This window comes from Paraburkholderia sp., from assembly GCF_049581445.1.
Taxonomy (GTDB): Bacteria; Pseudomonadota; Gammaproteobacteria; order Burkholderiales; family Burkholderiaceae; genus Paraburkholderia.
The window spans coordinates 1-12,072 of the sequence record NZ_JBAURZ010000402.1 but is presented as its reverse complement, the minus strand read 5'-3'; the positions used below and the strand labels follow the sequence as shown (position 1 = coordinate 12,072).

Below are 12,072 nucleotides of genomic sequence, written 5' to 3'. Positions count from 1 at the left end.
GGAGGACTGAGATGAAGAAGAAAATGTTCTTGCAGGCCCAGGTGGTAAAAGTGATTGCCGGGGCTGCGCTCGTGATGGCGTTGCCAGGCATTGCCTGCGCGGCCGCTGATGACGTCGCGAGCCTCTATGCTCCGCAACCTCCTGCCAACGCCGCTTACCTGCGCGTGCTCAACGTGTCGGCTCAATCCGCGCAGGTCGCGCTGAGCGGTAGCGTGGCCGCGCAAACGCTGGCGCCGGGCGCGGACACGCGCTTTAGCGTGCTGACTCAGGGCACGCCGGTGCGGGTCACGATTGACGGTCACGCGCTGCCGCTGGACGGCGTTGCCGCCAACGGCGATGCGCTCACCATCGCGCTCGCACACGATTCGAAGGGTTGGCACGCAACCCGCGTCAGCGGACGTTACGGGCACGTTGATGGCCTGAAGGCGACCCTGCATGCGTTCAATTTCACGCCGGGTTGCAGCGCGAAGATCAGCCTCGGCGGCGATGGTCCCACTGTATTCGATCAGGTGGGCACGGGAGCGCAGACTTCGCGCGCCATCAACCCGGTCAGCGCGACGCTGGTAGGGCAGTGCGGCACGGCTAAAAGCGCACCGCTTACCCTGCCGCCGCTCGCGGCCGGTGACAGCTACAGCCTGTTTTTGACGGGTGACGCCGCGAAGCCCGAACTCATCGGTGTACGCGATGCACTCGCATGGCCGCCAACGGCGCATTGATTGACGCGCTGATGTCGTGATGCACGGTATCGAGGCCGTGTACTGCTTTGTTTAACTAATAAAAAATATCGCAATGACCGACCTAATTCGTTCTTGCCGCCGAATATCCTCTCTCGCCGCGCCGGTCAATCGCGGCCGCCGGCGCGTGCTGCTCGCGCTCGGCGCGGCCACGCTCGCGCCGACACTCGCGTGGCTGCCGCGCAACGCGCGCGCTGCCTCGACAACGAGTGTCATTGAAGGCCGCAACCGCTGGCTCTATCCCGGCTGGGAAAGCCTCACCGTTGATGCGATGCCCAATTGTCTCAAGGCGCTCGATCTGATCCACCTTGCGACGCAAAAGCTGGAAGCGCGCGGTATTCGCTGCCTTGTCATGATTGCCCCGCTGAAGGCGCGCTCCGCTGCGGCCAACCTGCCGGACGGTACGACGCTGTCGGACGCCGTGCAGGAGCGGTATGCGGCAATCCGTGCGCACGGGCAGTCGATTGGCTTGCCGATCATCGATGGCGACGCCGCGCTCGCCACGCTCGCCACCGACCAGCACGCCTTCCTTCGCGCCGACTATCACTGGACTGCCCATTCGGCGGAGGCCTTCGCGACCCGCGCGGCGGCACAATTTATCAAGGTGGGTGTAACCAAAGGCGCGCCGGGCGAAGGTGAAAAGCTCGGCGTATGGAACACTGAAGTGCATTACGGCGACCTCGCCGAACTGTTGCCACCCGATCGCAAGAAAGCCATCGGCAAGGATCATTTCGTGATCCGTACGGTCGTACCTGCGACAGCGCTGCTGGATAGCGCGCCGCCGCTCGTGCAGGTGGTCGGCAATAGCATGGTTCAGCCGTATCTGGGCTTTCCGCAAAAGCTGTCGAACTTGCTGGAGCGGCAAGTGGGCCTGACCTGGACCTTTGGTGACACGGGTCCGTGGAAGACGCTGCTCAATTATCTGGAAGGGCCTGATTTTGCGGCGCATCCGCCGCAGGCGCTGGTGTGGCAGTTCAACGAAGGGCAGATGATGAATCTGCCCAGCGCGTCGGGGATGTGGGATGCGTCGTCCGTGATGGCGGACGATGCATGGCTCGCGCGGGTCACGAAGGTGACGGGCGGATGAGCGAGTCGGTCGGACGCAAGGCGGCCGGTGGCGCTGGCGTCACCGCACCCGCCAACAATGTGCTGTCGGTGCAGGCGCTGTCGCGCGGACATCGACGGCTCGCATGGCTGGTCGCGTTCTTGCTAGCGATGGGCTGCCTGGCGGCAGTGACTTCACTCGTAACCCAGGCTCGCGACGGCAAGCCGTTCGATCTGCATGGCTGGCGCGACGGCAGTCTTGGGCACAGCATGGACCGTGCGATCGATGTGCCGTATGCGCCTGCGCTGCATCGCTGGCAGGATGCGGTGCGCTATCGCGTGTTCGGCGATCTCGGACGACAGGTTCGGGAAGGCTGTCCCGGCTGGCTGTTTTATGCCGACGGTCTGCATGCCCCGGTTCAGGCTGGTCAGGAAACGCCTGCGCGTGCCGACGGCAGCGACGTGCTGACCGACGCTCGCATTGCCTCGTTACACCACTACGCAGATGCATTGCGGGCCTCGGGCATACGGCTGGTGGTCGTGACGGTGCCTGACAAATCGCGCGTCGAAACAGAAGCTCTGTGCGGGCTGAATCAGGACGCGCGGATGACGCAGCGTCTCGCCGTCTGGCAGCGTGCATTGGACCAGAGCGGAGTCGCTCGCGTCGATCTGCTGCCGGCGTTACAGGCCGCACGTCCAGCTTTTTTCCGCACCGACGTGCATTGGAACGCACGCGGGGCACAGGCCGCGGCACAGGTCGTGGGCGCTGCCGTGTTGCCGCTGCTTGGCGCGGCAGGCGACGCGCGCTTTAAACACGCCACCGAACCCGCCGCGCCGCGTATCGGTGATCTTCTCACGCTTGCGGGACTCGCGGACGTGCCCGACGCGTGGCGTCCTGCGCCGGATATCGTGGCAAACGAGACGCTGCAGGCACAGCACAGCGGTGGGCTGCTCGATGCGGGACCGGCTGCGCAAGTGCTGCTGGCGGGGAGTTCGTTCTCGCGCCGCAGTGCGTTTGCCGAGCGCCTCGGCGAGCGGCTTGGACAGGAGGTCTGGAATGTGAGCCTCGACGACGGCCAGTTCGACCGCGCGTTGCAGTCGATCTGGCACGACCGCGCAAACTGGCCGCATAGTCTGCGCGTGGTGATCTGGGAGATGTCGGAGGATGCACTGTCGATGCCGCTTGAGGGGGCACGCTGACCATGCTATTCAATTCGTTCATCTTTCTGACGCTGTTCCTGCCGCTCGCACTGGCTGGTTACTACCTGCTTGGCATGCGTTTGCCGCGTGCGGCGGCAGCATGGCTGTGTGGCGCATCGATCGTATTCTACGGCTGGTGGAATCCGACCTTCGTCGGCCTGCTGGCGGGGTCGATCGTCTTCAACTACGCGATGAGTTGCCTGATCGTCGCGGCCCCGATGCAGTCCGCGCGCCGCCGCTGGTGGCTGGGACTGGCTATCGCTGCCGATCTGGCATTGCTGGTGCGGTACAAGTATCTCGCGACGTTGCTCGCTGCTCTTGTCCACGCAACCGGTGTCGTGCCAGCGGAATGGCTCGCACGCGGCATGCAGGAAGTGGTGCTGCCGCTTGGCGTGTCGTTCTTCACGTTCACGCAGATTGGCTATCTGCTCGACTGTAACGCGGGCATCGTCAAGGAACGCGATCCGCTTGGCTACGTGCAGTTCGTGACGTTTTTTCCGCATCTGATCGCCGGGCCGATCCTGCATCACAAGGAAATGATGACTCAGTTCGCGCAGGCTGCCACCTACCGGCTGCGGGCGGAGAACCTGTCGATTGGCGCGGCGCTATTCACAATTGGCCTCGCCAAGAAGGTGCTGCTGGCAGACACCATTGCGCCGTATGCCGATGCGGGTTTTGCCGCGCCGCACGATCTGCAGTGGCTGGCAGCGTGGGGTACGTGTCTCGCGTACGGGCTGCAACTGTACTTCGACTTCTCCGGCTATTCGGATATGGCCGTGGGGCTCGCGAAGATGTTCGGCGTGCGCTTCCCGCTGAACTTCAACTCGCCGTTCAAGGCAGCGAGCATCATCGATTTCTGGCAGCGCTGGCACATGACGCTCACGCGTTACCTGACCGCTTATCTGTATTACCCGCTGGCGATGCGCATCAACCGCAGCCGGGCGTTTCGCGGATTGCCGATCGGGCGGCTCGCGCAGCACTCGGCGAGCGGGTTTGCGTCGACGGTGGCGGTGCCGACGTTCTACACGATGGCGCTTGCCGGAATCTGGCACGGCGCAGGACTGCAGTATTTTATTTACGGACTCCTGCACGCTGCCTATTTGACGGTGAATCATGCGTGGCGAGCGTGGAGCGGGATGCGGGCGCAGAAGGCTACCGGAGGAACCGGAACCGCCAGGCTCAAGCCTGCCGTGGCTGCGCCGCGTGACGCGCTTAACGTGGACGTGACCAGGTCCCCTTGGTTGGCAGCGTTGCGTCACGCAGCGAGCGTGTTGCTCACCTTCGTCGCGGCTCTTGTCGCGTTCGTATTTTTCCGCGCCCACGGTGTCAGCGATGCCGTCGCGTTGCTGCAGGGCATGGCCGGCATGCGCGGCATCGAATCGCTAGACTGGCCGGCATGGGGCGTCGTCAATATGGATGCGCTCTCCTGGTTACGCCTGGTTGCGGGCCGTTCGACGCTCGCACTGCAGATTGTCGCGCTGCTGGCGATTGTCTGGTGCATGCCGAACTCGCATCAACTGATGGGCCGTTTCTCGCCGGCGCTTGAACGCAGTGCCGAGCGGGCGGGGGCGGTATTGACGTGGCGACCGTCACTGGGTTGGAGCGCGGCGATGGTCGCTGTGCTGCTGTTCGGCCTCGCCCAGTTGCACGGTGAAGTGCGTTTCCTCTATTTCCAGTTCTGATTGGCAGAACGAAGCTTGCAGAAGGATCACTCAATGACACAAACCGATACGTTACATGCCGAGGTGGCAGCGCTGGTGGAAGCCATCGTGCTGCGTCCCGTGGATGGCGATACGCCGCTTCTCGAAACCGGTCTGGTCGACTCGGTGCTGGCTGTTGAGATCGTGATGGGCGTCGAGATGCAATTCCGCGTGCGCATTCCTCCGACCGAGATTGCGGAGCACCTGGTCTCGGTGGACGCACTGAGCGCGTTTATCGCCGCACATCGCTAACAGAACCATGCGTTTCGATCTCGCTGAGAACCGCTTCGTCGAAACCGATGTGGCCGCGGATGCGTGGGCTGTGATCGGTGCGGATCGCTCGTTACGCTGGTCAGAACTGGCAGCGGAAGCTGACGCGTGGTGCGAGTCGGCGCGCGCTCACGGGTTCGCCGCCGACGTGCCGGTGATCCTGCGCGGCCACAAGGAAGCTTCGTTCTTCGTAGCGATGGCGGGTGCGCTGTTATTGGGCGCGCCGTTCGTGCCGCTTGATACGATCTACCCCGACGAACGCATGCGGCGCATTGCGGACGAACTGGGCGCAACGATGTACTACGACGCGAGCGCCGAACGCTTTGCTGCGTTTCGAACTAACGGGGAAGCGGCGGCGAAGGTGGGGGTACCTCCCGAGTCCACCACAGCAACTCCGCTGCGCGAAACTGGCCTCGCCTATGTGCTGTTCACCTCAGGCACGACCGGCACGCCTAAAGGCGTGCAAATCGGCCGCGAAAGCGTGCAGGCGCTGGTGGACTGGATGTCAGCCGACTTCGCGCTCGGCACCGCGCCGGTATTTCTGAATCAGGCGCCGTTCAGTTTCGATCTGTCCATGTACGAGGTGTTTGGCACGCTCGCCCTCGGCGGGACGATCGTCCTCGCGTCGCGCACCTTATGCTCGCAAGGCGCGGCACTGCTCGATACGCTGGCTACCCATCAGGTCACGACGTGGGTCTCAACGCCTTCGTTCGCGCAGCAGCAGTTGCTTAATCCGCAGTTTTCGGAGCAAGGCCTCAAGAGCTTGCGCACGTTTTTGTTCTGCGGCGAAGTGTTACCGGCTGCGCTATCGAGGCAGCTACGTCAACGCTTCCCGGCCGCGCGGATCATCAACACATACGGCCCAACCGAAGCCACGGTGGCGACGACATGGATCGTCGTCGACGATGCCGTCCTCGCGGAGCATCCTCGTCTGCCGATTGGGCGGGCCAAGCGTGACAGTCAGGTGTTCATCGACGACGGCGAACTATGCATTGCCGGCCCGCACGTGATGCGCGGTTACCTGAACCGCGACGACCTGAACGCGACTCGTATGTTCACACACGACGGTCGGCGCGCTTTTCGCACTGGCGATCTGGGCAGTGTTGATGCACAGGGTCTTCTGTTTTGCCACGGACGTATCGACGATCAGGTGAAGGTGGGCGGATACCGTATCGAGCTGCTGGAAATCGACGCAGCCCTGCGCGCGCTGCCAGGTGTGCCGGCGGCTGCCGCAGTGCCGTTACGCCGGCCCGATGGCTCCGTCGCGCGCATCGTGGCATTCGTCGAGACCGGCGACGACGCGACACACTTGCCCGCTCATCTGCACGACTGGAAGGCGCGGCTTGCCGCGCGGTTGCCCTCCTATATGATTCCGTCTGAGTTGCTCGGCTGCCGTGTGCTGCCGGTGTCGGTCAACTTCAAGATCGATCGGACCCAGCTTGCTCAGGATTATCGTGACGCTCATCTCAAGTCGTAGTGCAGCCGCAGGGCAGCACAACCGGACGCGACGCGGCTCGCTAACACGCGTGCCTTCACCGCTGCGCCGACGCACGATCGCAGCGGCAATGCTCGCCGCGCTGTTCTGCGGCTGTTCAATGCAGACGGCCGAGCCTGGATCGCTCGCGCAAGGCGTGGTCTGGCAGGTGGACGAGGATCATATCGATCCACACGGCGATTGGGACAAACTCGGCGTGCGTGATCTGCTGGTGCAGTGGACGGCGGTAGACGATACGTCGTTTCTGCAAGGAGCTGGTCTGCCGGATGCAAGGCGTCTGCCGGACTGGACCCGCATCGCAGACGAACCGTGGGCCCGAAATGTGATCGTCGGCCTCGCGGGTCGCTTCGACGAGAGCTCGGCACGCGCGCAGGTCGCACAACTCGTCAAGCAGTCGCGCAAGCTGGCGGAAGTGCGTCCGCCTGTGCATGTCGACGGCTGGTATTTCCCGGTTGAAGTCGACCCCACGTGGAAGGGTGCCGCGGCGCTCAAGCCTTTGCTCGAGACGCTGCCACGACCGCTATGGATCAGCGTCTACGACAACTCGAACATTGGTGGCCCGGCACTGGCGGCGTGGCTCGATAGCTGGTTGCCGCATGATGTCGGTGTGTTTCTGCAGGACGGCTGTGGCGTGTATGCGCGAGGACCGGTGGCAGCGCGCGGTTATGCCGATGCGCTTTCGGCACGGCTTGGCAAGGATCGCGTGAGAATCATCGCTGAAGCCTTCAGGCCCGCGCAGGGTGGAGGCTTTCGCGCAGCGAGCGCTGCGGAACTCATGCCGCAATTGCAGGCGTATCACGGTTATCGGATCTACCTGTTCGACGGGCCGCATTATGTTTCACCGGACCTGGTGAAGGCGCTGCTCAGCGCGCAGCAAACGGGGCAATAGAGGTGGCGCCGAGGCAAGGGCTTAACTAAGCGAGCCCTGGGTTACTCTATCGGCGGCACGCCCGACATGAACTCAAACAGCTTCGCCGCTTCGGGCGTCAGCGCCTGAGCGTCCTTTGCGCCAACCCATAACGTGCGCTCGGCCCATGTGTCGGTCAATTGCACGGCGCGCAAACCCGCAGCCAGCAACTCAGGTCGCACGGCGGCCACGGGCAGAATACCGATCCCGAGACCCGCTTCGATCATCCGGCAAATCCCATCGAAACTGCGCACCTGGATGCGCAACCGCAGCGGACGCTCGGCGGTGAGCGCGGCGTCCATCAGGCGTAACAGCAACGAACTGCCGGCGTTCAGGCCCACATAGTCGTAGTCAAGCGTGTCAGCGAAGGCAATCTGCGTCGCGCCAGCGAGCGTATGGTTCGCGGGCACCAGCAGAATCAGCTGATCCCGGCGATAGACCCGTTTGTCGACGAGCGGCGCGGGCACGTTGTCGGCGAATATGCCGAGGTCCGCACGGCCGTCGCCCAGCGCTTCGATGATTTCGCCGCTCTGGCGTTCTTCGAGCGTGATCTTGACGCTGGGGTTGTCGTCGAGAAAGCGTTGCAGATCAGTGGGCAGGAACTGCACGATCGACGACGTGTTGGCCCACACGCGCACATGGCCGCGCACGCCGACGGCGAAGTCGCTCATCTCGCTTGCCATCCGGTTGACGTGATCGAGTACCTGTATCGCGTGATTCAGCAGGCCGTGGCCCGCAGGCGTTAACTCGACGCCACGAGGCAGGCGCACGAGCAAGGTGCAATCGGTGGCACGTTCGAGTTCGGCGATGCGTTTGCTGATCGCGGAGAGCGTCATATGGCTGCGCTCGGCGGCGCGTGTCAGACTCCCGGTTTCAGCAACCGTCAGAAAGACGCGCAGGGACTGCAGATCGAAGTGGGTCGGATTGACCATAAGAAGCGGCAGGTAGCGGAAAGCGTGGCTTAGCACGGGGCCGAAAAGGTGGCCAGATCCGAGTGGCCAAATTCGGGCCGGAAGCCCTGATTCTACGGCTTCATCCGGGCATCATCCAGGCTTCTTCGAGGCTTCCTTCAGCCCGCTTGCAGCACGTTCAGGACGCGGAAGGCCGCAAACCCCCGTGCTTGCCCCAGCCGCTAGCGAAATTGCGTCACGGCCATCAGCAACACCATGCCGCCGATGGCGCCGTCGAGCACGCGCCAGGCCATCGCACGGCGAAACAGCGGCGCGAGCGCCCGGCCACCAAAGCCCAACGCGACGAACCAGACCGCGCTCACGGCCATGGCGCCAACCGCAAACGCCACCCGGCTGCCTTCCGGCTCACGTGCGCCGGCGGTGCCGATCAATAGAAACGTGTCCAGATAGACATGCGGGTTGAGCCATGTGAAAGCCAGCGTCATCAGAATGATGGGCAGCGCGCGTTGCGCAGCGGCGGCAGCGGGTGTTCCGGAGTCGCGATTGCTGTTGGCATCCACGTCCAGCACGGCGTGACCGGGACGCAACGCACGGCGCAGCGCATTAATGCCGAACCATGCGAGGTATGCGAGCCCGACGTACAGCATCATATGGACGAACACCGGATAGCGTTCGACCAGCACCGATGCGCCGCCCACGCCCGCGCCAATCAGGATGAAGTCCGATAGCGTGCACAGCAGCACGATCTTGCCGACGTGCGAGCGCATGATGCCCTGACGCAGCACATACGCATTCTGTGCGCCGATGGTAACGATCAGCGACGCGCACAGCGCCGCTCCATGGGAAAAAGCGAGCCAATCCATAAGTAGTCCAGTAGACGCGTAAGACGAATTGGCGTTAGTCTGCGGTCATGCGGATCATAAGAGAAGCTAATTTACTTAATGCCGATTAAGGAACGCTAATGCTGGACTATGCCTTGCTCGATGCCCTCGCCGCTGTGGTGCGCCACGGGTCGTTCGACCGGGCGGCGAGCGAGCTGAACGTGACGCCTTCGGCCGTGTCGCAGCGCGTCAAATTGCTGGAGGAGCGGGTCGGCAGTGTGCTCGTGAAACGCGGCCAGCCGTGCGTGGCAACCTCCTCTGGCGCACTCTTGTGCCGCCACACCGAACGGGTGCAATTGCTCGAATCCGAATTGAGCGGGCGTTTGCCCGCGCTGCCGGGCGCGCTGGTTGAAGCGTGGCCGACGCTGCGGGTGGCGGTCAATGATGACAGCGTGGGAACGTGGTTTATTGATGCAGTCGCGGGTTTTTGCGTGGAGCGGGAGATGCTGCTCGATCTGGTGATTGACGATCAGGATCACACCGCCCAACGGATTCGCGACGGCAGTGTGCAGGGTGCGGTGACAACACAAGCGGAGCCGGTGCAGGGCTGCCGCTCAACGCGTCTGGGCCGCATGCGTTACCGCGCGGTTTGTTCTCCCGAATTTTTCGCGCGTCATTTCTCGCAGGGCGTCACGCGTGAATCGTTGCGGCATGCGCCCTGCGTCGAATTCAATCCGAAGGATCAGTTGCAAAAGCGCTTCATGCGCCGCATCACGCGTGCAGAACTCGATCCGCCGCTGCACTGGATTCCGCACGTCGCGGGGTTTTTACGCGTGTGCGCCACGGGAATGGGGTGGGGGACCTGTCCGGAGCGCATGATTGTGGAGCACCTCGAACGGGGTGAACTCGTCGACATGGCGCCGTCCAGGCCACTCGACGTCGACCTGTATTGGCAAAGCTGGCGCCTGTCGATTGGCTGGCTCGACGACTTTGGCGCGATGTTGCGGCAGCGGGCAGCGGAGTTTCTGGATTGAGCGCAGCCCGCTCGTCACAAGCCGCTAATGCACCTCCGGTACACCCTGCGCCGGTTGCTCCGTGCCGCTCTCGCGCGTTTCCGGCATGGCCGCCCATACCAGCAGCACGGCCAACGCCCCGGCCGCCGCAAGGCCAAAGAAGCTCGTCGTGTTGCCGAAGCGATCCGCGATAAAGCCCGCTGCCGCCGTACTCAAGGTCGCGCCGATGCCCGCCGCGAGTCCAAAGAGCCCGATACACAAGTTGTAGCGTCCCTTGCCGCCGGCGACGTCCGCCGCGATCAGCGGCAACATCACGCCGAACACCGCAGCGCTCAAACCGTCGAGCATCTGCACCGGCACCAGCAGGTAAGGGCTGCTCACGCCTGCAAACAGCAATGCACGAACCGGCAGCGCAGAAAAGCCGAACAGCAGAATGGGGCGGCGTCCCCAGCGTTGCGCCGAGCGGCCTACCCACGGCGACATCATCGCGACGATTGCTTGCGGCACGATGATGCAAGCCGCGATCACGAGCTGCACGTTGTCGCCCATGCCCGCCGTCACTTCGCCTGCGGCAAGGTTGAGCATGGCCGCGTTCGACAAGTGGAACAGCACGATACAGGCGGCAAAGGTCAGCATCCGCTTGTCGCGCAGCAGTTCGATCAAACTCTCGCGCTTCTCTTTTGCATCCGGTTCGGGCGCGGCCTGCGGCATCGGGCTGACCGTGCCGGTATTCTGGACCATGCTGAGCGCGACGAGCGCGGGCATCGCGAGACCGGCGGTGAGCCAGAATACCGCGCGTGACGAGAAGTACTCGCCGAACAGTCCCATCAGACCGGCTGCGACCGCGCTGCCAATCGACGCCCAACGGGCATTGCGGCCCAGCCGGTCGCCGAGATTCTGGCGTCCAACCAGTGCAAACGAGATCGCGGCCATCGCTGGCACCAGCATGCAACTGGCGAAGCCGTGAAAGACCTCGGCGGCGATCACCGGCAGCACGGTTGGGCTGCTGGCGAGCAGCACCGCGCTCAGGATGATCGCAATAATCGCCCATGCCGCCGCGCCTTTCTTGTTGCGCATGGCATCGACGGCGGCGCCTGCCGGCACCTGGCTCACCATCGCGCTGATGGTGCCCACCGAGAGCGCCATGCCGATCTCGCCCTGGGTCCACTTGTGCGACGCGAGGTACGACGCGATGAAAGGTCCGAAGCCAGTCTGCACATTGGCCACGAAAAAATTCATCCAGTCGAGCGCGCGCAGGCTGCGTGCGTTAACCATAAGCCGGCCTGTCATCGGGCCGCCCTGGCGTTCGACGCCGCAGCTGCGTTAGACGACGGGCTCGCCGCTGCCGGCGCTGGTGCAGGTGGTGGAGCTGGCGAGACGGCGCGAATCGGCTGACCCGCCGCGTACAACGGCGACGCCGCAATCTGTGCGTCGCTCAGATCCATCAATGGATAGAGCTGTTTATCGCGGGTGCCGAAGCGCAACGCCGACCAGTTCGCGGCGATCGTGCGCCGCTCGGTACTGACCAGGCTGCTCACGTCCAGCACCACGGCTTGCGGCTGAGCATTCGCGTCGATCAGCACGTCGACCACGCGGCCCACTTTCGCTCCATTGGACCGCTCGACGGTGGCGTCGAGCATCGGCAGTTGCGTGGCGGTGGCGGTGTCGGCCGCGACGGTCTTCGAGCGGTCGGCGGGCACCGACTGTCCCGGTGCGAGGTTCAGCGTGATGGTCGCGCCCTTGGCGTTCGGTGTGAAGCGGAACAGGTTCCACGGGAAGTTGACCTTGCGATCGCCCACGCCGAGGAAGCCCTGCAGATTCACGACCATTTCGATGGGTTTGCCAGCCGCGTTCGCGACCATATCCACTGCACGGCCAACGACCTTGCCGTCCGCCCTTTGCACGTCGGCATCCAGCAGGCCATGGGCCTGAGCGCGATCGATCAGCCGCGTGATGATGAGCGGCGGAGGCGGTGGG

At 63.8% G+C, this 12,072-nt stretch carries 12 protein-coding genes; 8 read left to right on the top strand and 4 right to left on the bottom strand.

The window, feature by feature from the left end:
- Positions 1–11: 11 nt before the first annotated feature.
- The 7 genes from WCA85_RS34840 to WCA85_RS34810 all read left to right on the top strand — a co-directional run bounded on the left by WCA85_RS34840 (position 12) and on the right by WCA85_RS34810 (position 7,332).
- Positions 12–716, top strand: coding sequence for an alginate O-acetyltransferase AlgF (locus tag WCA85_RS34840; protein WP_424070264.1), 705 nt, complete (start codon positions 12–14; stop codon positions 714–716).
- 73 nt (positions 717–789) lie between these two features.
- The gene (locus WCA85_RS34835; RefSeq protein ID WP_424070262.1) at positions 790–1,821 is read left to right on the top strand and encodes an alginate O-acetyltransferase AlgX-related protein; all 1,032 of its coding nucleotides are present in this window, start codon (positions 790–792) and stop codon (positions 1,819–1,821) included.
- Positions 1,818–2,978, top strand: coding sequence for an alginate O-acetyltransferase AlgX-related protein (locus tag WCA85_RS34830; RefSeq protein WP_424070260.1), 1,161 nt, complete (start codon positions 1,818–1,820; stop codon positions 2,976–2,978). The genes WCA85_RS34835 and WCA85_RS34830 overlap by 4 nt, the downstream gene beginning before the upstream one ends.
- A 2-nt stretch (positions 2,979–2,980) precedes the next feature.
- A complete protein-coding gene (locus tag WCA85_RS34825; RefSeq protein ID WP_424070258.1) occupies positions 2,981–4,660 on the top strand; it encodes an MBOAT family O-acyltransferase in 1,680 nt (559 codons plus the stop codon).
- A gap of 33 nt (positions 4,661–4,693) precedes the next feature.
- Positions 4,694–4,930 (top strand): acyl carrier protein, encoded by a 237-nt coding sequence (locus tag WCA85_RS34820; protein WP_424070256.1) that lies wholly within the window; start codon positions 4,694–4,696, stop codon positions 4,928–4,930.
- 7 nt (positions 4,931–4,937) lie between these two features.
- Complete coding sequence (locus WCA85_RS34815) at positions 4,938–6,425, top strand: D-alanine--poly(phosphoribitol) ligase (protein ID WP_424070254.1); 1,488 nt, start codon at positions 4,938–4,940, stop codon at positions 6,423–6,425.
- Positions 6,397–7,332 carry a hypothetical protein gene (locus WCA85_RS34810; protein ID WP_424070313.1) on the top strand — a complete coding sequence of 312 codons (936 nt, stop codon included), beginning with the start codon at positions 6,397–6,399 and terminating at the stop codon, positions 7,330–7,332. The genes WCA85_RS34815 and WCA85_RS34810 overlap by 29 nt, the downstream gene beginning before the upstream one ends.
- Positions 7,333–7,373: 41 nt before the next feature.
- Here the strand turns inward: WCA85_RS34810 and WCA85_RS34805 are convergent, their stop codons facing one another.
- Complete coding sequence (locus WCA85_RS34805; RefSeq protein WP_424070252.1) at positions 7,374–8,282, bottom strand: LysR family transcriptional regulator; 909 nt, start codon at positions 8,280–8,282, stop codon at positions 7,374–7,376.
- Between the two features lie 200 nt (positions 8,283–8,482).
- Positions 8,483–9,124, bottom strand: coding sequence for a LysE/ArgO family amino acid transporter (locus tag WCA85_RS34800; protein ID WP_424070250.1), 642 nt, complete (start codon positions 9,122–9,124; stop codon positions 8,483–8,485).
- Between the two features lie 98 nt (positions 9,125–9,222).
- Here WCA85_RS34800 and WCA85_RS34795 point away from each other — a divergent pair, with 98 nt between their 5' ends.
- Positions 9,223–10,116, top strand: a complete 894-nt coding sequence (locus WCA85_RS34795) for a LysR family transcriptional regulator ArgP (RefSeq protein ID WP_424070248.1) — start codon at positions 9,223–9,225, stop codon at positions 10,114–10,116.
- A 24-nt stretch (positions 10,117–10,140) separates the two neighbouring features.
- Here WCA85_RS34795 and WCA85_RS34790 read toward each other — a convergent pair whose 3' ends face one another.
- Positions 10,141–11,385: an MFS transporter gene (locus WCA85_RS34790; protein ID WP_424070246.1), complete on the bottom strand. Its 1,245-nt coding sequence runs from the start codon at positions 11,383–11,385 to the stop codon at positions 10,141–10,143.
- The coding region (locus WCA85_RS34785) for a PRC-barrel domain-containing protein (RefSeq protein WP_424070244.1) at positions 11,382–12,072 on the bottom strand (691 nt) is incomplete at its 5' end. The genes WCA85_RS34785 and WCA85_RS34790, both read right to left, overlap by 4 nt.